The sequence below is a fragment of the Fructobacillus fructosus KCTC 3544 genome, from assembly GCF_001438695.1.
GTDB lineage: Bacteria > Bacillota > Bacilli > Lactobacillales > Lactobacillaceae > Fructobacillus > Fructobacillus fructosus.
Genome location: NZ_JQBH01000002.1, coordinates 116,509 through 138,029, shown reverse-complemented (window position 1 = coordinate 138,029; position 21,521 = coordinate 116,509). Strand labels below are relative to the sequence as shown.

Annotated in this window: 23 protein-coding genes, 1 tRNA gene and 1 other annotated feature; of the genes, 22 read left to right on the top strand and 2 right to left on the bottom strand. The window is 46.9% G+C overall.

The window, feature by feature from the left end:
- Positions 1 to 21: 21 nt before the first annotated feature.
- Genes IV71_RS01730 through trmB form a run of 3 tightly spaced genes read left to right on the top strand, consistent with a single transcriptional unit; the run spans position 22 to position 2,510 of the window.
- A complete protein-coding gene (locus tag IV71_RS01730) occupies positions 22 to 732 on the top strand; it encodes an ABC transporter ATP-binding protein (RefSeq protein WP_010690639.1) in 711 nt (236 codons plus the stop codon).
- Positions 729 to 1,850 (top strand): ABC transporter permease, encoded by a 1,122-nt coding sequence (locus IV71_RS01725; protein WP_010690640.1) that lies wholly within the window; start codon positions 729 to 731, stop codon positions 1,848 to 1,850. Before IV71_RS01730 ends, IV71_RS01725 begins: the two co-directional genes overlap by 4 nt.
- Positions 1,851 to 2,510, top strand: coding sequence for a tRNA (guanosine(46)-N7)-methyltransferase TrmB (gene trmB / locus IV71_RS01720; RefSeq protein WP_010690641.1), 660 nt, complete (start codon positions 1,851 to 1,853; stop codon positions 2,508 to 2,510). It begins immediately after the preceding gene.
- Positions 2,511 to 2,552: 42 nt separating this feature from the next.
- Here the strand turns inward: trmB and IV71_RS01715 are convergent, their stop codons facing one another.
- Both IV71_RS01715 and IV71_RS01710 read right to left on the bottom strand, forming a co-directional pair.
- Positions 2,553 to 2,819 carry a hypothetical protein gene (locus IV71_RS01715; protein WP_010690642.1) on the bottom strand — a complete coding sequence of 89 codons (267 nt, stop codon included), beginning with the start codon at positions 2,817 to 2,819 and terminating at the stop codon, positions 2,553 to 2,555.
- A 223-nt stretch (positions 2,820 to 3,042) separates the two neighbouring features.
- Positions 3,043 to 3,116 (bottom strand) — tRNA-Arg (locus tag IV71_RS01710).
- Between the two features lie 184 nt (positions 3,117 to 3,300).
- On the opposite strand from IV71_RS01710, the gene IV71_RS01705 reads away from it, so the two are divergent.
- The 19 genes from IV71_RS01705 (at position 3,301) to IV71_RS01620 (ending at position 21,514) form a co-directional block, all read left to right on the top strand.
- A complete protein-coding gene (locus IV71_RS01705) occupies positions 3,301 to 3,630 on the top strand; it encodes a DMT family transporter (protein ID WP_010690643.1) in 330 nt (109 codons plus the stop codon).
- A gap of 41 nt (positions 3,631 to 3,671) precedes the next feature.
- Positions 3,672 to 4,436 (top strand): nicotinamide riboside transporter PnuC, encoded by a 765-nt coding sequence (pnuC, locus tag IV71_RS01700; RefSeq protein WP_056994996.1) that lies wholly within the window; start codon positions 3,672 to 3,674, stop codon positions 4,434 to 4,436.
- Between the two features lie 190 nt (positions 4,437 to 4,626).
- Positions 4,627 to 5,112: a TetR/AcrR family transcriptional regulator gene (locus IV71_RS01695; protein WP_010690653.1), complete on the top strand. Its 486-nt coding sequence runs from the start codon at positions 4,627 to 4,629 to the stop codon at positions 5,110 to 5,112.
- Positions 5,088 to 5,255 carry a hypothetical protein gene (locus IV71_RS07875; RefSeq protein WP_156405635.1) on the top strand — a complete coding sequence of 56 codons (168 nt, stop codon included), beginning with the start codon at positions 5,088 to 5,090 and terminating at the stop codon, positions 5,253 to 5,255. The genes IV71_RS01695 and IV71_RS07875 overlap by 25 nt, the downstream gene beginning before the upstream one ends.
- Positions 5,256 to 5,327: 72 nt before the next feature.
- Positions 5,328 to 5,403, top strand: a sequence feature (ribosomal protein L21 leader region).
- Between the two features lie 13 nt (positions 5,404 to 5,416).
- On the top strand, positions 5,417 to 5,716 hold the full coding sequence (gene rplU, locus IV71_RS01690; protein ID WP_010690655.1) for a 50S ribosomal protein L21: 300 nt from the start codon (positions 5,417 to 5,419) through the stop codon (positions 5,714 to 5,716).
- A 27-nt stretch (positions 5,717 to 5,743) separates the two neighbouring features.
- Positions 5,744 to 6,055: a 50S ribosomal protein L27 gene (rpmA, locus tag IV71_RS01685; protein WP_010690656.1), complete on the top strand. Its 312-nt coding sequence runs from the start codon at positions 5,744 to 5,746 to the stop codon at positions 6,053 to 6,055.
- A 171-nt stretch (positions 6,056 to 6,226) separates the two neighbouring features.
- The gene (locus IV71_RS01680) at positions 6,227 to 7,315 is read left to right on the top strand and encodes an aminopeptidase P family protein (protein ID WP_010690657.1); all 1,089 of its coding nucleotides are present in this window, start codon (positions 6,227 to 6,229) and stop codon (positions 7,313 to 7,315) included.
- Between the two features lie 96 nt (positions 7,316 to 7,411).
- The gene (locus IV71_RS01675; protein ID WP_010690658.1) at positions 7,412 to 8,773 is read left to right on the top strand and encodes a bifunctional metallophosphatase/5'-nucleotidase; all 1,362 of its coding nucleotides are present in this window, start codon (positions 7,412 to 7,414) and stop codon (positions 8,771 to 8,773) included.
- A 12-nt stretch (positions 8,774 to 8,785) separates the two neighbouring features.
- On the top strand, positions 8,786 to 9,565 hold the full coding sequence (locus IV71_RS07715; RefSeq protein WP_082621253.1) for a YutD family protein: 780 nt from the start codon (positions 8,786 to 8,788) through the stop codon (positions 9,563 to 9,565).
- 101 nt (positions 9,566 to 9,666) lie between these two features.
- On the top strand, positions 9,667 to 10,224 hold the full coding sequence (locus tag IV71_RS01665) for a biotin transporter BioY (RefSeq protein ID WP_010690660.1): 558 nt from the start codon (positions 9,667 to 9,669) through the stop codon (positions 10,222 to 10,224).
- Between the two features lie 24 nt (positions 10,225 to 10,248).
- Positions 10,249 to 11,277, top strand: coding sequence for a biotin--[acetyl-CoA-carboxylase] ligase (locus IV71_RS01660; RefSeq protein ID WP_010690661.1), 1,029 nt, complete (start codon positions 10,249 to 10,251; stop codon positions 11,275 to 11,277).
- Between the two features lie 12 nt (positions 11,278 to 11,289).
- On the top strand, positions 11,290 to 11,889 hold the full coding sequence (locus IV71_RS01655; protein ID WP_010690662.1) for a non-canonical purine NTP pyrophosphatase: 600 nt from the start codon (positions 11,290 to 11,292) through the stop codon (positions 11,887 to 11,889).
- Between the two features lie 124 nt (positions 11,890 to 12,013).
- Positions 12,014 to 13,045 carry a tRNA dihydrouridine synthase gene (locus IV71_RS01650; protein WP_420889346.1) on the top strand — a complete coding sequence of 344 codons (1,032 nt, stop codon included), beginning with the start codon at positions 12,014 to 12,016 and terminating at the stop codon, positions 13,043 to 13,045.
- Between the two features lie 128 nt (positions 13,046 to 13,173).
- Positions 13,174 to 14,310 carry a cation:proton antiporter gene (locus IV71_RS01645; RefSeq protein ID WP_010690664.1) on the top strand — a complete coding sequence of 379 codons (1,137 nt, stop codon included), beginning with the start codon at positions 13,174 to 13,176 and terminating at the stop codon, positions 14,308 to 14,310.
- A gap of 103 nt (positions 14,311 to 14,413) precedes the next feature.
- A complete protein-coding gene (gene murE / locus IV71_RS01640; protein WP_010690665.1) occupies positions 14,414 to 15,949 on the top strand; it encodes a UDP-N-acetylmuramyl-tripeptide synthetase in 1,536 nt (511 codons plus the stop codon).
- Positions 15,942 to 17,189 (top strand): bifunctional phosphopantothenoylcysteine decarboxylase/phosphopantothenate--cysteine ligase CoaBC, encoded by a 1,248-nt coding sequence (gene coaBC, locus IV71_RS01635; protein ID WP_010690667.1) that lies wholly within the window; start codon positions 15,942 to 15,944, stop codon positions 17,187 to 17,189. The genes murE and coaBC overlap by 8 nt, the downstream gene beginning before the upstream one ends.
- 44 nt (positions 17,190 to 17,233) lie before the next feature.
- On the top strand, positions 17,234 to 17,482 hold the full coding sequence (locus IV71_RS01630) for a hypothetical protein (RefSeq protein WP_010690669.1): 249 nt from the start codon (positions 17,234 to 17,236) through the stop codon (positions 17,480 to 17,482).
- Positions 17,483 to 17,693: 211 nt separating this feature from the next.
- A complete protein-coding gene (gene argS, locus IV71_RS01625) occupies positions 17,694 to 19,385 on the top strand; it encodes an arginine--tRNA ligase (protein WP_010690670.1) in 1,692 nt (563 codons plus the stop codon).
- Positions 19,386 to 19,444: 59 nt separating this feature from the next.
- Entirely contained in the window at positions 19,445 to 21,514 is a 2,070-nt protein-coding gene (locus IV71_RS01620) for a PBP1A family penicillin-binding protein (RefSeq protein ID WP_010690672.1), read from the top strand.
- Positions 21,515 to 21,521 lie beyond the last annotated feature (7 nt).

Here is a 21,521-nt window from a genome sequence, read left to right as displayed (position 1 = left end):
CCGTCCTGGTATAATAAAGGAATGGGATTAGAAATACACAATCTTTCAGCCGGCTATGCTGGGCAACCAGTCGTCTCCAATTTGACTTTTTCCGTTGCCTCCGGGCAGATTGTCGCTTTAATTGGGTTAAACGGCGCTGGGAAATCCACGACGCTTAAACAGGTGATTGGGGTTGGCCGTCCCTTGAACGGCTCCTTAACCTTGGATGGGCAACGTCTCGAGGACGAGCCGGCCTTGTATAAGCAAAACCTGGCCTACATTCCTGAGCAACCCGTTCTATACGACGAATTGACCTTGGACGAACATCTCCACTTGATGTTGGCTGCCCATGGGCAAGATGACGCCGAACATTGGGAACGCGTGGAGGCCCTCTTGTCGCTTTTCCGCTTGGACGGGAAGGGACATTGGCTGCCCAAGCATTTCTCAAAGGGGATGCAACAAAAAGTAATGATTGTGGCTGCTTTTTCGCTGGATGCTCATTTGCTGGTTATCGATGAACCCTTTTTGGGACTCGATGTCTTAGCGCAGAAGCAGCTGATCCGGTTAATGAAAGAGCGAGCAGAGCAGGGGATGGCCGTGCTGCTGACCACCCATTTATTGAGTCAAGCAGCCGATTTCGTCGACGACTTTGCCCTTTTGGAACAGGGACAGTTGGCCTTTTTTGGTCCAGCAGAAGCACTAGCCGCTTCGCGTCATTTGGCCACCAATCAATTGGATGAGTTGTTCTCATGAGGCAATCTGAAAATCGTGTACAATTGGATGCGCTCTATCAGGACCGTCTCCAGCGCAAACAGGTTGAGACAAAGCGTTATTTAAAATTACTGTTTAATGACCACTTTCTACTGTTTTTGACTTTTGCGTTTGGCGCCCTTGTTTTGGCCTTTCGACAGTTGAGTGGGCAGTCGCTTGCCATTTATGGGACGGGCGTCACCCTCTGGCAGGTATTGGCAACACTTTGGGTCATCGTGGCCCTGTTTTTCGGCCACTTTCAAAGTCAACTAGAAAAAGCGGATCGCCTTTTTTTGCTGGCAGCCGAAGGATTCCTTTTACAAGACTACCTTAAACGAGCCAAAAGGCGTTCTTTTTTAACCGTTGTGATGATTGAAGTGATTTTTTTCGTCCTTGGGTTGCCCCTTTTCGTTCGGGCTGGTCTTCATGGACCATGGACGCTGGTCTTTTTATTGCTATTGATGGTTCTGGTAAAAGTCTGGCATGTACAACGTGAATTTCAGACACTTTTTCCAGCTTCGTCAGCTGGCGTGCATCAGATTAATTGGCCAGTGGCAGTGGCACAGTCAGAAAAGATGGCGGCTCGTCGCTACGCCTTTTTCTCCCTTTTTGCGGAGGTTCCGAAACAGGGGATGGCGGTTAAACGACGGGCTTATCTGGACCGCTTTCTGGCCCATTTTTCCTTTTCAAAAGCGCCAGCCAGGCAGTTAGCCCTTCGACAACTAATTCGAAATGAATCAGGCTTAACGTTGGTTCTACGTCAATTTGGTCTAACGGTTTTTCTTTTGTTTATTCTCAGAAAACAGCCACTGTACATCGCCGTTATACTGGTCATTGCTTTTACCTACTTGGCTGTGCGCCAGCTCTGGCCGATTTTCCAACGGAATCGTCATCAGTTGTGGAATAAACTTTTATTCCCAAGAGGTCAATATCAGATGCGTGCTTTTAGCCAAGCCATTTTTACCCTTTTGTGCCCATTGGTTATTTTAATCGGGCTTTTGGCTTGCTGCTTGTTCACGCTGGTTGACGGACTCGTTCTGATGTTCGCCGGCTTCATCACGTTGTTAGTCCTTCATTTTCAAATTATTCTCAAATCCGACAAGTTAAAAGGAGACAAATAAATGCATTTACGTTCAAAACCATGGGCTAAGCCGTGGCTAGAAGCTCATCAAGATTTGGTTATCGATCAGGACCGTGCCCAGGAAATGAAGGGGCATTGGCAGGAAATCTTTGATAAAGAACAGCCCATTCATGTTGAGATTGGTTCCGGTAAGGGACAGTTCATTTTGGGAATGGCCTTGGCCCATCCTGACATTAACTATATCGCCATGGAGATTCAAGAGACGGCTGTCGCCATTGCGGCCCGCAAATCATTCGATCAAGAAGGGGTTTTGCCCAACCTGCGCTACCTCTACGGTAACGGTTCGGGGGTCGAAACATACTTTGAAAAGGGTGAAATCCAAAAGATTTATCTGAACTTCTCTGATCCATGGCCAAAGACGCGGCATGAAGCGCGTCGCTTGACTTATCGGTCATTCTTGGCTTCCTACAAGGCGGTTTTGCCGGAAGGTGGGGAAGTGGAATTTAAGACGGATAACCGCCACTTGTTCGAGTACTCGTTGGTTTCTTTCATGAATTTTGGCATGCGTTGGACAGCCGAAGACTACACCATGGATTTGCACGCCGATCCTGACAAAGTCGAGGGTAACGTTAAGACCGAATACGAAGAAAAGTTCCTAGCAAAGGGACAACCAATCTACAAAGTGAAAGCCCACTTTTAAAAAGAAAACCTCCACATTGTTCGTGGAGGTTTTCTTTTGCTTTTAATTGCTGCCTTCGTCGCTTCGGACAAAGTCGCGCGTGTTTCGAAAGCCATCAATGGCTAATTTGGCGGATAACTGATCTGGAAAACGTTGGACGTGAAGATTGACAATCTCGGAATTGGCAAAGAGCTCCACCCGTTGCACCAAGTAGTGCGGCGTATTGACACCAGTTGTTAGAGAAATCACATCTCCCATCTGAGGACGAACTGGTAACGAAATGTCGGTCTCCACCCGGGCAGACGCGACAATAAAATTATATTGAACCATTATGGACCCTTTCAATTGCAATTTGATTTGTAATGAGCATTTCCTAAAGTAAAGGAAGACACCCTTATTGTATTGGACTGAGGAAAAATTGCAAATGGGGGAGTTAAAAAGATTTTACTGACTAAAAAACACCCTGACCTTAATTGGTTGGGGGTGCTTTTTTGTTGATGGTATCAATATTGCTTCAAAACAGTTATAAACGCTTTTATATTAACACTCATTATGCGTTGAGGGGGAGTCGAACCCTCGACCTGCCGGGTAGAAACCGGCTGCTCTATCCAGCTGAGCTACCAACGCTTAAAGATGAACAAATCTTAGTTTAGCAAAAGTCGGGCATAAAAGAAAGCTATCCGGCCGGTACATAGCCGACTTTTTAGATAAAATCGGGGGCAAATGTTTTGCATGTGATAGGAGGACGCTTATTGACCTTGTTATTTTCCTGTAATTCCTTGATAATCATTTGGTAGCAAAGGAGATTAAAATGTTAGCGTATTTTTATCTTGCGTTGGCCGTAATCGCTGAAACCACTGGGACAGCGTTGATCGGCCAAACAAACGGTTTTACAAAATTGTTACCGACAATTTTGACTTTGGCTTGTTATGGACTTTCGTTCTATTTACTTGCCATTGTTGTGAAGACGATACCGGTTCACCTCGCCTATGCCATCTGGTCGGCCAGTGGTATACTAATCATCACGAGCTTAAGTGTGGTTGTCTTCAAAGCAAGTTTAAATTGGCAAACAGTCTTGGGGCTAGCCTTGTTAATTGTCGGCGTCGTCTTGGTCAATCTCTTTGGGCACGTACATGAATAAATCTCGGGGAAGCCTGTCCCCGAGGCAATGGAGGAGGAAACATGGCAGAAAACGAAACAACAAATGGTTTTTCTTGGCCGGAGGTCAAGGAAAACATGAAGCAAATCTTTACTTGGTCTTATTACAAGGAAGGATTCTCGGGATGGGACCGCTCATCATACGTCTGGTTGGTAATTGGTCTACTTGTCATTGTCACGACTGGTTTGGCCCACGGACTCAACTATTTGTCCGTGATGTCCATGCTAGGTGGTGCCATTGGTTTTACTTGTACCTTGGCCATTACGGCTAACCGTCGAATTAACGGCTTGCTGGGCTTCATCTCAGCCGTCTTGATTTCGATTGTGGCTTTCCATTCAAAGAATTACTCCGATATCGTGGTGCAGATGATCTACTTGGTCACGTTGGATCTGAACTTCATGTTCTTCGGAAATGCTTGGCAAAACCGTAAGATTAAGGCCATGGATAACCATGGTTGGATACTGGCATCGTTGACGGCAGTTGTGGCCTTCATCCTGTTGTACTTGATGGACACTCACCTCTTAATTTCACCTCGTCCAGTTATTGATGCCTTGTCTGCCACGATTGGAATCACGGGTGCTGTTTTGACGGTTTCAAAGTACCGTTCCCAATACTGGATGTGGACATTACAAGGAATTATGTCAGTGACCCTCTGGGGATTGACGGCCTTGCAAGGGGATGCCAACTGGGTTCTCTTCGCCACTTACATCCTATACTTGGGTAACGATGTGCTTGGCTTGTTCTTCTCACCATGGGCACGTGCCATTAAGGCTGAAATGAATAAATAACGTTCAGTCAGTATTAAGCATCTTTTTTAAAAATCAAGAAAGAGGTTGAAATTTTGTCAGTTAGGACAAATTTTCAACCTCTTTTGTTATTTCGGGACGGAATCACGGACTTTGTTTTGGCCCCTTGCTATACTCATGGTGAAAAAAGTGGACTGAATTGTCCATTTAACATGCCAGGAGGAATAAGATAATGACCAAAACAATTGATGCACGTATCTTACGTTCACGCTTTGTGATGCGACAAGCAGCCATGGCATTACTTGCCGAATCAGACCGGTTTTCCATTTCCGAACTGTTGGCTTCTGCCCACGTGACTCGGGGAACCTTTTACCGGCACTATAGCAACAAAGCGGATTTGATTCACGATGTGAATGGCTACTTGGTGGCCCAGTTGCTTAAGCATAACAATGAGCGTTTTGTTTGTTACGGTGTTATTCAGCAAATTGCCGATCAGGCTGAGTTTTACCACGAAGTGTTTAATCATAAGAAAAACACCTCGCTTCTTTTTGAGTTGATGATTGAACTGCGGAGAAGGCGTGATGAAGCGTTGAAAAACCTTCGTTCCAGTGCCTTGAAAACACGCATTATCTTCCAGTGGGAAATGATGGTTGCTGCCTTTTTGCCGCCATTTCACTGTGGTTGGAAGAGGGGATGCCGTTTTCAGCAGCTGATTTAGTGATGGAGTTTAAATCACTGTGGAAGGGGACCTCTGGTCGCACTAAGAAATCAGCGCAAGCCCTTTTTGATTTTACGGTCGACTTTGAACGGGCAGAAAGTGGCAAAGTAATTGAGAAAAACCGTGTGTTGATGACGCAATGAATCAATCAAAAGCCCTTGTTAGGCCAATGATTGCAAGTTTGACGATTGTTTGCTATACTTAAACAGTTGTTAGCGCAGCTACAACCACACGATGTAGGTTTAAGTAAGTTCATTGAACCGCCTCGCATCGGTGAGTCTAAGTATAAAAGGAGAATTCAATAATGGCCTATGCAATTATTGTAACTGGCGGCAAGCAATACAAGGTCGCTGAAGGCGACACCATCTTTGTTGAAAAGTTGGACGCACAAGAAGGCGACAAGGTTGTCTTCGACCAAGTGGTCTTGACTGACTCAAAGATCGGTACACCTTTCGTTGAAGGTGCTAAGGTTACTGCTACTGTGGAAAAGCAAGGTAAGGAAAAGAAGGTTGTGACTTTCAAGTACCGCCCTAAGAAGCATTCCCACACGAAGCAGGGACACCGCCAACCATACACGCGCGTGACGATTGATTCCATCGCGTAATCATCACTGTTAAAGGAGAATAGACTTATGTTGATGAATCAAGATAACTTACAACTCTTTGCCCACCACAAGGGTGGTGGATCATCTGCCAACGGACGTGACTCAGCCGGTCGTCGTCTTGGTACGAAGGTTGCTGACGGTCAAGGATTGACTGCCGGTTCAATCATCTACCGCCAACGCGGAACGCACATCTACCCAGGTGTGAACGTTAAGCGTGGTAACGACGATACGCTCTTCGCGTTGACTGACGGCGTTGTAAAGTTCGAACGTAAGGGTCGCGACAAGCGTCAAGTTTCCGTTTATACTCGGGAAGAATACAACAAGTTGGCTCAGGCCTAAATTGTTGGAAAAAGCAGGCATTGCCTGTTTTTTTTATTGCCATTATTTAATTAAAAAGTCATCATAAAAGTCGCTCATTTCCTATTTTAATCGGGATAAATTATTTTTTTAAAGCAAATCTGTGATACAATGGCGACAAGAGAACACAAGTAAGTAAGCAGGAGGACTTTCATGGGATATTACGAAAAAAGAATCAAGAAGTTACAGGCATTGTTGAAGAAGTTGGACTTGCAAGGCTTGGTCGTGGCAAATGGTTCGAACATGCGCTACCTGACTGGCTTCACCGGTGGTACTGGTGATGGCCTTGTTTTGGTTTCCTTGGCTGATGCCGCGTTGATTACGGATGCTCGTTACGAAAACGAATACGTGGATGCCTTGCCAGAAGGCGTTTCTTTCCAAGTGACCCGTGATTACTACGGCGAAGCAGTCAAGCAAGCCGTGGCTTTTGGTATCGAAAAGTTAGGGTTTGAAGCGGATTTGCCTTTTGCAAACTACGAATTGCTCGATGACTTATTACCTGCAAACATTAGTTTTGATGCCGTTCCTGGGGCCGTTGAAGCACTCCGTGAGGTAAAGGACGAGGCGGAAGTTGCGGCTTTGCGTAAAGCAGCGGAAGCCTCCACGAAGGCCTTCAACCAATTGATGACTGAAATCAAGGCCGGCTGGACCGAAAAGCAAGTGGCTGACCGTTTGGACGTTTTGCAAAAGCAGTATGGTGGTGAGAAGCCTTCCTTCGACACGATTGTTGCCTCTGGTGCCCGTTCGGCAATGGCGCACGGAACTGCAACGGATAAGAAGCTGGAAAAGGGCGATTTGGTAACCATCGACTTTGGCTACTATGTTGATGGTTATACGTCGGACGTTACCCGGACCTTTGCCATTGGTGAAATTGATCCGGAATTGGCAAAGATTTATGCCATTGTCAAGCAAGCGAACGAAGATGGAATTGACGTCATCAAGCCTGGCCTTTCAACGGCTGAAGTTGATAAAGTCGTTCGTGATTACATCACGGGTGAAGGTTACGGTGATTACTACATCCACAGCACTGGACACGGTGCCGGCCTGGATATCCACGAAGGTCCTTATTTGTCAGCACGTTCATCAGATGAGGTCCAAGCGGGCAACTTGTTGACGATTGAGCCAGGAATTTACCTCGCTGGTAAGGGGGGCGTTCGAATTGAAGACGACGTCTTGGTTACCGAAAACGGTCATGAAGTCTTGACTGCTGGTATTTCAAAGGATTTGATTACCATTGATTAAGAAAAGACAAGGAGGTTCCCACTAGTGTGGGGACTTTTTTGATTTTTGAGGGAAAGTCCGCTAAATCATGTTAAGATAAAGAAAAGGGGGTTGGCAATGGAAACGATTCAATTACGACACACCAACGATATGCACTCACACTTTGGTCCTTGGCCAAAGATTAAGCGCTTTTTACTACGGAAGGCACCGGCTAATACGACTGTTTTTCGTTTTGATATTGGTGATGCCATTGATCGTTTGCATCCGCTGACCGACGCCACGTTGGGGAAGGCCAATGTGGCCATCATGAACGAAGCCAAGTATGACGCAGTCACCATTGGTAACAATGAAGGTTTGGTCATGCCCCATCAAGATCTCAACCATTTATATGACCAGGCTGACTTTTCGGTGTTATTGGCCAACATGGTCGATGGCAAAACCAAGACTTTACCAGCGTGGGCAAAACCCTACCAGATTTTTGAAAGTCAAGCCGGCACAAAAATTGCCGTTTTGGGTATGACCGCTCCATACCAAGAAACGTACCAAACACTTGATTGGTACCCGGAAGATCCAGAAGAGATGCTGGATCATTACTTACCTGAGATGCAGCAAAAAGCCGATATTACCGTGCTACTTTCCCACCTTGGGTTGCCAGTTGATCAGGACTTGGCTAAGAAATATCCAATCGATGTTATTTTAGGTGCGCACACTCACCACGTCTTACCAAATGGTGAACTGGATAACGGTACCTGGCTTGCCGCTGCCGGTCGTTATGGTGATTACGTTGGCGAGGTAACCCTGGAAGTCGACGACCAACACCAAGTCCAAGAGGTGTCGGTCGTTGCTCATAAAACGGCCGAACTACCGGCTGAACCTGGTGACGCCGAGATAACGGAAGACATTGCCCAAGAAGGCATTGAGATGGAGTCAACGGAAATGGTGACCACCTATCCGGCTGAAATTTCACCAGACCAGCAGACAGATGACTGTTTGAAGGCTTTGCAAGACTTTTACCAGATTCCGGTTGCGGTTTGTTCATCGGGCCTCTTTTTGATGAATTTACCGGCTGGTCCGAAGAGTCGTTACGACTTTTTGAAGGACATGCCCCATACCATTCAGCCAATGCTGCTGACGATAAAGGGGCGTGATTTAAAGGCCTGGTTGGCCGAGTACGATCAGAAGGCTGAAAAACTACGGACGGAGCGAATCAAGGGATCTGGTTTTCGGGGTTCTGTCTTTGGTGAAATGAAAATGACTGGTTTGGCTAAGGATGAATTTAATCAGTACACTTATATGGGGCGCGATATTGTCGATGACGAAGACTACCAAGTCGCTACCCTTGATCATTATCGCTGGCTAGACTTCTTTAGTATGTTGGATGAAGCGCCAGCTAAGATTGCTCTGGACGTCTTTCTTCGTGAAATGATGGCCGATTACTATCAAAAACAAGAGGAAGGGGCAGTGACCATCACTGTCTAACGAACGATATCAATGGATCACGCGACATTAAAAGAACGAACAATTGAGCAGCAACTTCGTCGTCAGCAGGAGTACGAAGTGACACGCTTTGGCGATGAAATCACAGTGGACGGACTGAAATTCGTCCTTTTGGATGATTTTAAGGAAGCCTTTTCAAACGAAGGCCTGGCCTTGCGTTATACCCCGTTGTTGAAGCAATACGATTACATTGTTGGTGATTTATCGGCGGGGCAGCTTCGTCTGCGCGGCTTTTACCATGAAGAACGCGAAGTGAGTGCTGATCAAAAAATCAATACATTAGCTGATTATCTGTATGAAACCGTTAACTTTGGTGCGCCATATTTTATTTTAAAGAATGAAAGCGTCGCCTTTCGTCCTGTAAAGGTTCGTGATTACCTAAGTGAATGGGAGCACGAACAGCGTAAAAAGGCGAGTCAGGGGAAGCCAAAGGCTAAGAATCAAAAAGCCAAAAATGGTAAGAATTCTGCTAAGAGCAGTGAAGAAACAAGACCAAAGCAGAAACGAACAGGCAAAAAGCCGATCAATGGTCAACAAAATCAGCGGAAGAAGCGACGTCACCGTTTTACTGAGAAGAAGCGCGAAGGGCAGCCAGACGCATCGTCTAAAATGGTTAAAAACGTTTCAGCTAAACAGACGGCGAAGCCAAAACGACAAGGCAGCCAGTCCACTTTGAAGAAAAAAAGGACTGGTCAGCAGCAAAAATCAGCAGCGAAGTCGACTGATAAGCGTAAAAAAACGGCACGTTCTTTTACAATTAAAGAGCGCGGATAAAAGACAAAATTGGGCTTCGGCCCTTTTTTTATGTTCGCAACTTGACTTTAAGTGAACTTGTTATTTATAATTGGTTTACTTAAAAAACAAGGAGATTTTTTATGCAAGGTACGAGAGTACGTGATTTAACCTTGGAGGCCGTGTTCTTGGCCCTCTTGATTGTGTTTGCCATGATTCCCGGCATGACCCTTGGCTTCTTACCGGTTCCGGTTGTTGTCCAAAATTTGGGCGTCATGCTGATTACGTTGGTTTTAGGTGCCCGTCGTGGTTCCGCGGTAATGGCCGTCTTTATCATCATGATTGCACTGGGTCTACCAGTATTGACAGGTGGGCACGGTGGTGTAGCCGTCTTGGTTGGTCCCACTGCGGGTTACATTTGGGCCTGGCTATTCCAACCTGCACTCTTTGGACTACTATCCGTCTTTTGGCCAAAGAAAAAGGGGCAGGTTCGCCCAGGGATTGTTCAGTCTTTTGTCTTGATTTTCCTGCTTGATTTGATTTTGGTTTATGGATTTGGTGCCGGCTGGCTTTCATGGACGGCCCACCTGGACTTTGTTAAAACCTATTGGGCGAACATGATTTTCATTCCTGGTGATTTGCTGAAGGTGGCGCTGGCAACGATTGTCGTGCAGGCATTGCCTCAAAAAGTTTTCAAATAAGTATACTTATTAACGGAGAGTTTTATGGATCAAGAAAAGAAAAAAACAGCCACCAAATACTTGGTTCTTGATGATCTTTTGGACCATGTCGGCCGTTACGTTTCTGGTGACCAGTTGGCGAGTGATTTGGGTGTGTCTCGAGAATCGGTTTGGAAGGCCATTAAGACCTTGCAAAAAGAGGGGCACCGAATCGTCTCCAAGAAAAAAACTGGTTACGCCTACCTTTCTTCTGACCATGTGAGCGAACAGGTTGTGCAAAAGTACTTGGGAAAGCTGAGTCAGGGACAGCAGGCTTTTGATGCCATTCGTGTCTTTGATGAGGTCGGGTCAACACAAACTTACGCCAAGGATTATCTGGCGAAGCACCCCGGACAAAACCCTTCGATTTTCACTGCCCGTACAATGGGTGCCGGATACGGACGACGGGGTCGGGCTTTCTTTGCCCCCAAGGACAGGGGCCTTTACATTTCGTTGTCGTTACCGGTCAACCCTGAAAAACCAATGATTGCCAGTCTGTTGACAACGTCGGCGGCGGCCATCATTGCACAGGTTCTGGAAGAGACTTTTCCTGGACTGAATGTCCAATTAAAGTGGGTGAACGATTTAATTGTGAAGGGGCATAAAGTCGGTGGAATCATTACCGAAGCAGTCTTTGACATGGAGCGGCAACAATATAACGCCTTGGTGTTGGGCTTCTTTGTGAACATTTTACCGGCTGATTATCCTGAAGAGATCCAGCAAAAAGCCATGGCTGTTCTTGATGATCCTTCAACAACCATTGATTTGAACTTCTTGCTGGCACGCTTAACGTTGGCATTAATTGACATGAATAATGGCTACCAAGATGGTACTTTCTTGGCTGATTATCGCAAGCGCTCTTTTCTGATTGGTCAGCGAGTGTCGATTCAAGTGGGACAAGAAATCCTGTCAGGAGAAGTGACAGGCATTTCGAATCAGGCCGGTTTGGAACTCTTGTTAGACAATGGCGAGAAAAAAACGCTTTACGCTGGTGAGGTGACCAAGGTAAAATTGTATGAGAACCTGAATCTTTAGGAGATGGTCAATATGCGTTTTATCTTTGCATCAAATAACGAAGCCAAAACTCGGGAGTTAACAAAGTTAGCCAAGGTTTTGGGACATGAAATTGTTTCTTATCGGACTGTCTTGGGTGAGAAATTGACTTTTCCACCAGAGAGCGAAACGGACCAGGAGAGCAATGCCCGGGGGAAGGCTGCTTTTATCCACCAGTTCTTGCCCGATGACTGGATTTTGGCTGATGACACGGCCTTCTTTCTGGAGGCCTTTCCGGAACGTTTTGGCGTAAAGGCGGCCCGCGAATTTAAAGCGCTGGGTCTGAAGGGTATTCAGGAAGAAAATGCCTATTTACTCGATCTTTATGCGAATATTCCAGCTGAAAAACGAGGGGCCTATCTCTTATCAACCATGGCGGCTTGTTCGCCCACTGGCGAAATCACCGTGGCTGCTTGTCGGGGTGGGGTCGTGCTAACTCGGACTCCGGTTGGCGGTCCGGACCTGGGTGGTTTGACGGATCTTCTGTTGGCTGAAAACGGTAAAACGTTATCCGAGATGCCATTGACAGAGGCCGTTCATTATCACGATCGGGCACGTACGCTAACTGCCTTGGTCCAACAATTGCAACACTAAGATCAGAAAGTCCACAATTTTTGTGGGCTTTTTTGTATCGGTCTAGGCAGTGACTTTGTCGGGAACTTGAAAGCGTGCTAAAATATAAAGGTTAATTTTACGTTTGGCTAATGGCCACGAAGGAGTGCTTATGCGACAGGCAAAGTCAGCTTACTGGCAAAAAATTGTTGATGATGCAGTGGATGAAAAGGGGAATCCTCGTCCGTTCTTTTCCATGGCGCCCATGGAAGCGGTCACCGATACCATTTTTCGCCGAGTTGTTGCGAAAGCAGGGGGACCGGATGTCTACTACACGGAGTTTACGAACGCAGCCTCAATGGTTCATCCGGAAGCTAAGTTTTCCATTCAAGGCCGTTTGGCGGTAGCGCCAGGAGAGCAGATGCCCATTGCGCAAATTTGGGGATCGACTCCTGAAGCCATTGCTGGGGCTGCGAAGTTGCTACCTGAAATGGGTTATGAAGCCGTCGACATCAACATGGGTTGTCCGGATGGTACGGTGATTAAGAATTCCTCTGGTTCGGATTTGATTCGTCATCCCGATCGCGCCCTGGAATTGATTGAAGCAGCGAAGGAATCGGGATTACCCGTTTCTGTTAAGACACGTCTAGGCTTTTACAAAGTCGACGAGTACCATGAGTGGCTTGAGACCATTCTGAAGGCCGACGTTCAGGTTTTGACGATTCATTTGCGTACACGGAAGGAAATGTCCAAGGCGGATGCCCACTTCGAATTAATTGACGATATTATTGCAATGCGGGATGAACTGGCACCAAATACCCTGTTGCAAATTAATGGGGATATTAAGAACTATCAACAAGGACTGGAACTGGCCGCTGAGCACCCGGGTGTTGACGGCATTATGATTGGAAGGGGTGTCTTAGAAGATCCATACGCCTTCAATCATGAACCAAAAGAGCACCAATTGTCTGAGTCCATCGCCTTGCTCGAGTTGCAACTGGATTTGTTTGATGAGGTCACCAAAACCGTGACGCCTAAACACTTTGAAGCCCTCAAGCGTTACTTTAAGATTTATCTCCGTGGTTTTGCCCACGCTTCACAGTTACGTCAACTACTAATGACGACGCACTCGACCGAGGAAGTACGGGCGATTTTGGCCGAACATGTGGGCAGCCTAGTGAAGAACGAGGACCGCTAAAAGGGTTTATGGTATACTGAAATTAATTGAATTGAACTTTGGTTGAGGTCGTACTCAAGGATTTACCTAACGGGGGAGTTAGGTAAGTTTTTGGTACGACTTTTTTAATTGGTTAAAAGGAGGAAATGATGTCTGAAGTGACGCTTGCAAGCATGCTTTTTGCCGCATTGTTCTGTGGCTGGTTGGCCGAAAGAATCGGCCTACCAGGTGTCGTTGGTCAAATTGGAGCAGGGCTATTGATTGGACCAGCCGGTTTTGCCTTCCTTTCAGCGAGTCAGGTAACGGATCACTGGGCCGAAATTGGGGTTTTGTTGCTGATGTTCTTAGCGGGAATTGAATCGGACGTTGACTTGCTCAAGAAGCACTTTAAGCAGTCCTTTTCCGTCGCTTTAGCGGGCGTGGTGACACCCTTTACCGTTTTCTTTGTTTTTGGACATTTACTCGGCTATGGTAACGAGCAGGCGCTACTTTGGGGTGTCTTGTTTTCGGCAACCTCGGTCTCCATAACGGCACAAATTTTAACTGAGTATAAGCAGATTAAATCAGAAGCGGGCACAACCATTCTTGGGGCGGCGGTGATTGATGATTTGCTGGCAGTACTGATGTGGACTGTCTTCGAGACGACTTTTGGTTTAGGGGGCGGCCAACACATGGGCTTGGGACTGACGGTCTTTTTGATGCTCGCTTATCTCGCTGCTTTGTTACTTTTCCTTTACTGGGCCTTGCCAAAAGTCATCGCTGTTTTAACCAAGGTGGCTCATCCGGCCATGGTGGTGACGGTTGTGTTTTCTCTGATTCTCTTTTCTGCATACTTTGCAGAAGAACTAGGACTTTCCGGTGCCATCGTGGCCTTCCTGCTGGGTCTGCTTTTTTCTCGTTTACCAGTCCATGAGGGAGTTGAACACGGTATCACAATCCTCGGCAACGTTTTATTTATCCCCATTTTCTTTGTCAATATCGGGTTGAAAGTCAGTTGGACCGGTCAAGAAAAACACCTTTGGTTGATCATTTTGCTCACCGTATTAGCCATTGTGACAAAGTTTGTTGGCCCGGTGTTGGGTGCTCGACTAACGGGGATGGCCAAAAGACCTGCTTACATTGTTGGCGTTGGCATGGTTTCTCGTGGGGAAATGGCTTTAGTGATTGCTAACTTGGCATTAGCGGCTCATTTGTTGAAAGCTGATGTTTACGCGGCAATGGTACTGGTGATCTTATTGACCACCATTTTTACACCGATTGCCTTAAAGCCAATGCTCAAGCGTTGATTGAACTTTTGATAAACGGCTGTGAGGCCCAGTCAGTGACTGGGCCTTTTTTGGTTGAGTGTTTGCAATGAGGATGACCATCCTATGCTATAATCAAGGTATTATGAAATTATCTTCAAAACAAGTAACGACCCTCTTAGAGGAACAGAATTTATTGGTTCAAGAACCGGTTTCGGAACAGGTTTTTGACTTTTTACACTATGATTCGAGGCGAGTAAAGGAAAACACCCTCTTTGTTGCCAAAGGAGCCTTTAAGGCAGCCTATTTAGACGGCGTCCAGGGTGTGACCGGACTGGTGGCAACGAAAGACCTCGGACTGGACGTGCCTCTTTGGCTAGTGACGGATACGCAAAAAGCCTTAGCGGTTCTTTCGGCTGCGTTTTTCGACTATCCTAACCAAAAGCTCTGGATTGGTGCCTTTACCGGGACCAAGGGGAAAACAACGGCGGCTTATTTTGCCTATAATATTTTGAAGGAAGCCACTGACGGGAAGACCGCACTCTTTTCGACCGTGAACCGGATTGTTGGACCCAACCCCGAAGACAGTAAGAAATCCGATTTAACGACCCCCGAATCCTACGAACTATACAAGGACATGGCTCGGGCTGTTAAAAAGGGGATGACCCACTTGGTGATGGAGGTTTCCTCGCAAGCTTACCTGAAGAACCGGGTGTACGGGTTGCGCTACAACGTTGGTGCTTTTCTCAATATTTCGCCAGACCACATTGGTCCGAACGAGCATCCGACTTTTGAGGACTACCTAGCCCATAAAGAAATGCTATTGGACCACTCCGATCAGGTGATTTTAAACGCTGGCATGGATCATTTTGCCGAAATCCATCAGCGGGCTGCTCGGAAGCACAATCAAGTGTTGACTTTTAATCGACAGGGGGCGGCCAGCCAGTTACCGGACTTAACCCCAACGGTTGCCTTTCATTCCGACAAATCTGAATTACATGATTCGTATTTTACGGCTGAGGTCCTGGTGAAAGAACCGGCTTTAGTTGAATTGAACGGTTCGTATCGTTTGAACCTGCCTGGTGACTTTAACGAGGAGAACGCAACGGCGGCGTTGATGATGACGGCTTTAGCCGGTGCCAAGTACGACGATATGAAAAAGGGGCTCGATGAGGTCACGATTCCTGGTCGAATGCTCTCCATGGTTTTGCCTGGGCACGGGGTGGCCTTTGTTGACTACGCCCATAACTTTGCTTCCTTGAACGCCCTTTTGGCTTTTGCCAAGGGGCAGTCGCCAGAAGGACAAGTCATTGTGGTCTTGGGCGCACCCGGTAACAAGGGTGTTTCCCGTCGGTTAGACTTTGCCAAAGTCTTATCGAAGCAAGCGGACCAGGTGGTCTTGACAGCCGATGACCCGGCCTTTGAAAAGCCAGAAGACATTTGTCAGACAATTGCCTCGGCCATTACCAATCCAGCTGTGACCATCCACTATCAAATGGATCGGATTCAGGCCATCCATGAGGCGGTTGCGCTAGCAGGACCGAATGACCTGGTCGTCGTTGCGGGTAAGGGAGAAGACCCATATCAGAAGGTAAATGGTATTGACACTCCCTATATTGGCGATTTTGCGGTCGTCAAAAACTGCCAACAAGAACTTAAAGAAGGAACTTTTCATGCCTAGTATGGAACAGCCTTTGACAAATAAAAAAATCTTACTTGCGGTGACGGGTGGCATTGCTGCCTATAAGGCTGCCGAACTGGTCCGTCTCTACGTTAAGGCTGGAGCGACTGTGAAAGTCTTGATGACTAAGGCGGCTGAAACCTTTATATCAGCAAAGACCCTGGCCATTTTATCAAAAGAAGCCGTGCTGACTGACGCCAAACAGGGTGAATCTTCCGCCGTTGAGCACGTTGCCTTGGGACGTTGGGCGGATGCGTTGGTACTGTCACCAGCCACTGCTAACACGCTGGCCAAAGTCGCGAATGGTCTGGCTGATAATGTCTTGACCGAAACCATCATGGCTGCCACCGCCCCGGTCAAAGTACTGGCACCCGCCATGAACGACCAGATGTATGCCAACCCAGCCACCCAGCGCAATTTGGAAACGCTCCGAAAAGACGGGTGGCAAGTGGTGGGCCCCGAAACTGGTTTTCTAGCGGAAGGGTATGCGGCCAAGGGCCGTTTGGCTGCATTGTCAGAAATTATGACGGCCACTACACAGGCCCTGGAGGAACTAAGTGCCGAGCAGGCGCTAGTTCACAAGCGGCCACTTGCTGGTCGACAAGTTGTGGTAACAGCCGGTGGGACAAAGGAAGCCATTGATCCAGTCCGTTATTTAACGAATCGTTCGTCTGGAAAGATGGGCTACGCCTTAGCTGAAGCAGCGCTTGCAGCAGGAGCAGAGGTAACGTTAGTTGCTGCGACGAAACGACCTTACTCACCAGCCATTCATTTCGTTTATGCACCTTCTGCAAAAGAGATGCTTTCAGCGGTTCAGAAGGCCATGCCGACGGCTGATGCCTTTATTGGGGCAGCGGCTGTGTCGGATTATGCATTGGCCAATCCCTTTGAACAAAAGGTGAAAAAGAGCCAACCAGATGAGCACCTTGTGCTTGATTTGATTCAAAATCCGGACATCCTAAAGACAGTTGGTCAAGAAAAGAAAGCCGGACAGGTGGTTATTGGCTTTGCTGCCGAGACCCAAAATCTTTTGGCAAATGCTGAAAAGAAGTTGGCTTCCAAGCATGCGGACATGATTGTTGCCAACGATGTAACGGCTCCGCAAGCCGGCTTTGATAAGGATAGTAACCAGGTAACGCTTATTCAAGAAGGACAGGAACCGGTATCGATTGGTCCAAAGTCTAAGCAAGCGGTTGCCCAAGACATCATTGCCCATTTGGTTACCATACTAGATAGATAAGAATTGTGGTATAATTAGTTTCTAATAAGGAATCGGAGGCTTTCATGGCAAAGACAGACGAAGAACAAGCAGCTAAGTATCACGTGGGGGATGTGCTTTTGGCACCAGCCTACGGAAACTTGGAAAAGCCCTTTACTGGCAAAGTCGAGAAGGTTTACGACAACGCACTGCTTGTCGAAATCATTGAAAACGATCCAGCAGACCAACCCACGGTTAACGAAATGAATCACCGGGGAGTCGTTCGGATGGCTGATGTGGAAGTGATTCAGGAAGCACCGGCTGAAGAAGAATAGAAAAAGAAGAAGGCAGGATGGCTAGCATCCAGTGACCTTGGCGGTAGTGTGAGTCAAGGCTTGCCCCTGACCCGCGCCACTTTTTCTGAAACAATTTGATAAACAAAAGTGGTTGGCCATGCTAACTATTAGAGTGGTACCGCGGGCAGGGCTCGTCTCTTCAGATATGTCGAGATGGGTCCTGCTTTTAAACATTGAAAGGGACGAAACGATGGCAGAAAAAACGGCAGTAGTGACCGCCTTGCAGGCGGTTCTACCGGATTTAACAACGGAAGAAATTTTCAATAAGGTGGAAGCACCAAAAGACCATAAAATGGGGGATTTAGCCTTTCCGACTTTTACGTTGGCAAAGGTATTGAAAAAAGCGCCCCAAATGATTGCGGCTGATTTGGTTGAACAAATCGACCAGTCCGCCTTCGAAAAAGTCGTGGCAACGGGTCCCTACATTAACTTCTTCTTAGATAAGAAGCAGGTAACGGCCGAAACGTTGACAAAGGTTTTGAAAGCCGGCATGAACTACGGTGAAAACAGCGATGGGAAGGGGCAGACGATTGCGCTCGACATGTCATCGCCTAACATTGCCAAGCCAATGTCGATGGGCCACCTTCGTTCAACGGTTATTGGAAATGCACTGGCCAACTTGTCCGCTAAAAATGGTTACAAGCCAGTTAAAATCAACCACCTGGGTGATTGGGGAACGCAGTTCGGAAAGCTGATTTATGCCTACAAGACTTGGGGTTCCGAAGCGGAAGTGAAGGCAGATCCCATCGGGACATTGCTGAAGTATTACGTGGAGTTCCACGAAAAAGCCAAGGAAAACCCAGCGTTGGACGACGAAGGACGCGCTTGGTTTAAGAAGCTGGAAGATGGTGATCCAGAAGCGCACAAGCTTTGGTCATGGTTCCGTGAAGAGTCATTAAAGGAATTTACTGAAATTTACGATCGTTTGGGCATCACCTTTGATTCATATAACGGGGAAGCCTTCTATAACGATAAGATGGACCGCGTTGTCAAGGCATTGGAGGATAAGCATCTCTTAAAGGAGTCGGAAGGGGCACAAATCGTTGATTTGTCACCTGTTAACGAAAACCTGACGCCTGCCATGATTAAGCGTTACGATGGGGCCACGCTCTACATGACCCGTGATTTGGCAGCAGCCATGTACCGTAAGGATACCTATCATTTCGCCAAGTCTCTCTATGTCGTTGGTGGTGAACAGCGCGAGCACTTCCAGCAATTGAAGGCTGTTTTGTCACTCCTCGATTTGCCATGGGCAGATGACGTTGAACACATTCCATTCGGGTTGATTACCTTTAACGGTAAGAAAATGTCGACCCGTAAGGGTGACGTGGTTTTGTTGAAGGACGTCTTGGACGATGCCCATGAGTTGGCTTTGAAGCAAATTGAAGAAAAGAATCCTACCTTGGCCAACAAGGACCAGGTTGCAGAAGAAGTGGGTGCTGGTGCCGTTGTCTTCCACGATCTGATGAACGATCGAACGAATAACTTTGACTTTAAGATTGACGAAGTGGTGCGTTTTGAAGGCGATACCGGTCCCTACGTGCAGTATACCAACGCGCGTGCGCAGTCCATTTTGCGTAAGGCTGGCGTAACGGTCGATCAGGACAAGATTCACTTGGACGATCCCGCCACTTGGGAAATTATTACGGCCTTGAATGCCTTCCCTGAAACGGTGCGTCGTGCCTTTTTGAATCGCGAACCATCTGTGGTGGCTAAATACGCCCTTGGTTTGGCCCGTGCTTTTAATAAGTACTACGCCAACTCTAAGATTTTGACTGACGACGATAACAAGAATGGCCGCCTTGCTTTGGTGGCTGCCGTCTCCGAAACATTGACAGTGGCTTTGTCCATTCTTGGGGTAAAGGCACCAAAGGAAATGTAAGAAAGCAGACAGCGAAACATGCTTCATGCTGAGTCGAGCAACTAGCTCTAGGAAACGAAATGGACAGAAAATTTTCAATTAAAAAGACGGCTGGTTGGCAAAAAATTGCACCAGTGTGGAATCGCTATCAGATTGGTCGTTTGTTGATTTTAATGGTCATGACCCTTTTCTTGGCGGGTTCTGCCTATGGCATTGTGAACGCGAAGACGGCCCACGTTTCATCTTTGCAGCAGTCGCTTTCACAGACGACCGACGTTTACGATAATTCGGGTGATAAAGCCGGTTCACTCTATTCGCAAAAGGGAACCTACGTCAAATATAATCAAATTGCTCCATCGATGAAAAACGCGGTGCTCTCGATTGAGGATCGTAACTTCTATAAGGAACCTGGTTTTTCAATCAAGGGTTTGGCCCGCGCAGCCTTCTTGCTAGTTAAGAATAAGTTGACGGGTTCCGAAACCATTTCTGGTGGTGGATCGACTTTGACGCAACAGTTGGTGAAGAATGCGTACTTGACGCAGGAACAGACGTTTACGCGTAAGTTTAAGGAAATCTTCCTAGCTGTTCAGGTTGAGAAAACTTACTCGAAAAACGACATTTTGACCATGTATCTGAACAACGCGTGGTTTGGTCATGGTGTCTGGGGTGTTGAGGATGCTTCTGAAAAATACTTTGGTGTTCATGCTTCGGAGTTGAATACCGAACAAGCGGCAACGCTGGCGGGAATGCTCACCAATCCTTCTGGCTTTAACCCAATTGATAACCCAGGCCGGTCAAAGGCTCGTCGAAACCTGGTTATCGAAACAATGGTTGAAAATAAGAAGATTACCAAGTCGGAAGCTACTGCTGCAAAGGCAACGAACATCACGCTTTCTGATAATTACACGGGCGATGAATCTTATCGTTACCCTTGGTACTTTGATTCGGTCATTAATGAAGCAATTAATACTTATGGCTTGACCGAAAAAGACATCATGAATAAGGGCTATAAGATTTATACAACGCTGAACCAAAAGGATCAGGAAAACCTACAAAATGATTACGAGAAGGGCTCGCTCTTCGGTAATCAGTCGGAGGCACAAGCCGCTACGGTCGTCTTAAATGCCAAAACAGGTGGTGTTCGCGCAGTCGTTGGTGGTCGGGAAACGACCCATACTTACCGTGGCTTTAACCGCGCCAACCAGTCACAGCTCCAACCAGGATCGATTATTAAGCCATTGGTTGTCTACACGCCGGCCTTAGTCAATGGCTATTCCATTAATACCGAGTTACCAAACAAAAAGATGAGTTTCGGTACGAATAACTACTCGCCAAACAACGCCTTGAACGTTGAAACGGGTAATGTGAAGATGTACGAAGCCCTCGAGCATTCGTACAACATTCCTGCGGTTTACTTGCTTGATAAGTTAGGGGTGGATACTGGTTATACTTGGGGTAAGAAGTTTGGTTTGAACTTGGTTTCTTCCGATAAGAATTACGCTCTGGCACTTGGTGGTTTGACAAAGGGTGTTTCACCACAGCAAATGGCTGCTGCCTACACGACTTTTGCAAACGGCGGAAAGATGTCAGAGGCCCATTACATCACTAAGATTGTGGATGCTTCGGGGAAGACAATCGTGGCTAAACCAAAGGCTAAGCAAACACAATTAATTTCCAAGTCGATTGCCGACAAGATGACCAAGATGATGCTTGGTACCTATACCAACGGTACTGGTAAGGGGGCCACACCAACTGGCTATACAATTGCTGGAAAGACCGGAACAACGGAAAACCCTAATTCGACCAATAATTCGAACTCATCAAAGGATTCATGGGCAGTTGCCTATACCAACGATGTGGTCCAAGTTTCATGGGAAGGAATTGAAGGCAATAGTTCAAGTTCACTCCCAATTGGCTTAATGTCAACAATCGGAAACCTGGTCAAAACTTCGATGGGGCAGATTTTACCAAACACCGAAGAAAGTTCCTTTACGGTATCGGATGCTAATAAGACCACAAGTTCAACCAGCTCATCATCGGATGGTAATTCATGGGCGGATAACGCGAAGAAGAACATTCAAAACGGGGTGGACACAACGGTTGCCGGTGCTAATAAAGTATGGGATACTGTAACAGGATGGTTCAACTAGTAAAAGT

Bases quoted from the DNA above. Each gene is read 5' to 3' on its own strand.
- IV71_RS01645 (WP_010690664.1), top strand. From the start codon at position 13,174: ATGTCTGAAGTGACGCTTGCAAGCATGCTTTTTGCCGCATTGTTCTGT.
- IV71_RS01630 (WP_010690669.1), top strand. From the start codon at position 17,234: ATGGCAAAGACAGACGAAGAACAAGCAGCTAAGTATCACGTGGGGGAT.
- IV71_RS01680 (WP_010690657.1), top strand. From the start codon at position 6,227: ATGGGATATTACGAAAAAAGAATCAAGAAGTTACAGGCATTGTTGAAG.
- IV71_RS07875 (WP_156405635.1), top strand. From the start codon at position 5,088: ATGCCGTTTTCAGCAGCTGATTTAGTGATGGAGTTTAAATCACTGTGG.
- IV71_RS01620 (WP_010690672.1), top strand. From the start codon at position 19,445: ATGGACAGAAAATTTTCAATTAAAAAGACGGCTGGTTGGCAAAAAATT.
- rplU (WP_010690655.1), top strand. From the start codon at position 5,417: ATGGCCTATGCAATTATTGTAACTGGCGGCAAGCAATACAAGGTCGCT.
- IV71_RS01675 (WP_010690658.1), top strand. From the start codon at position 7,412: ATGGAAACGATTCAATTACGACACACCAACGATATGCACTCACACTTT.
- murE (WP_010690665.1), top strand. From the start codon at position 14,414: ATGAAATTATCTTCAAAACAAGTAACGACCCTCTTAGAGGAACAGAAT.
- coaBC (WP_010690667.1), top strand. From the start codon at position 15,942: ATGCCTAGTATGGAACAGCCTTTGACAAATAAAAAAATCTTACTTGCG.
- IV71_RS01695 (WP_010690653.1), top strand. From the start codon at position 4,627: ATGACCAAAACAATTGATGCACGTATCTTACGTTCACGCTTTGTGATG.
- IV71_RS01665 (WP_010690660.1), top strand. From the start codon at position 9,667: ATGCAAGGTACGAGAGTACGTGATTTAACCTTGGAGGCCGTGTTCTTG.
- rpmA (WP_010690656.1), top strand. From the start codon at position 5,744: ATGTTGATGAATCAAGATAACTTACAACTCTTTGCCCACCACAAGGGT.
- IV71_RS01660 (WP_010690661.1), top strand. From the start codon at position 10,249: ATGGATCAAGAAAAGAAAAAAACAGCCACCAAATACTTGGTTCTTGAT.
- trmB (WP_010690641.1), top strand. From the start codon at position 1,851: ATGCATTTACGTTCAAAACCATGGGCTAAGCCGTGGCTAGAAGCTCAT.
- pnuC (WP_056994996.1), top strand. From the start codon at position 3,672: ATGGCAGAAAACGAAACAACAAATGGTTTTTCTTGGCCGGAGGTCAAG.
- IV71_RS07715 (WP_082621253.1), top strand. From the start codon at position 8,786: ATGGATCACGCGACATTAAAAGAACGAACAATTGAGCAGCAACTTCGT.
- IV71_RS01715 (WP_010690642.1), bottom strand. From the start codon at position 2,819: ATGGTTCAATATAATTTTATTGTCGCGTCTGCCCGGGTGGAGACCGAC.
- IV71_RS01655 (WP_010690662.1), top strand. From the start codon at position 11,290: ATGCGTTTTATCTTTGCATCAAATAACGAAGCCAAAACTCGGGAGTTA.
- IV71_RS01730 (WP_010690639.1), top strand. From the start codon at position 22: ATGGGATTAGAAATACACAATCTTTCAGCCGGCTATGCTGGGCAACCA.
- argS (WP_010690670.1), top strand. From the start codon at position 17,694: ATGGCAGAAAAAACGGCAGTAGTGACCGCCTTGCAGGCGGTTCTACCG.
- IV71_RS01725 (WP_010690640.1), top strand. From the start codon at position 729: ATGAGGCAATCTGAAAATCGTGTACAATTGGATGCGCTCTATCAGGAC.
- IV71_RS01705 (WP_010690643.1), top strand. From the start codon at position 3,301: ATGTTAGCGTATTTTTATCTTGCGTTGGCCGTAATCGCTGAAACCACT.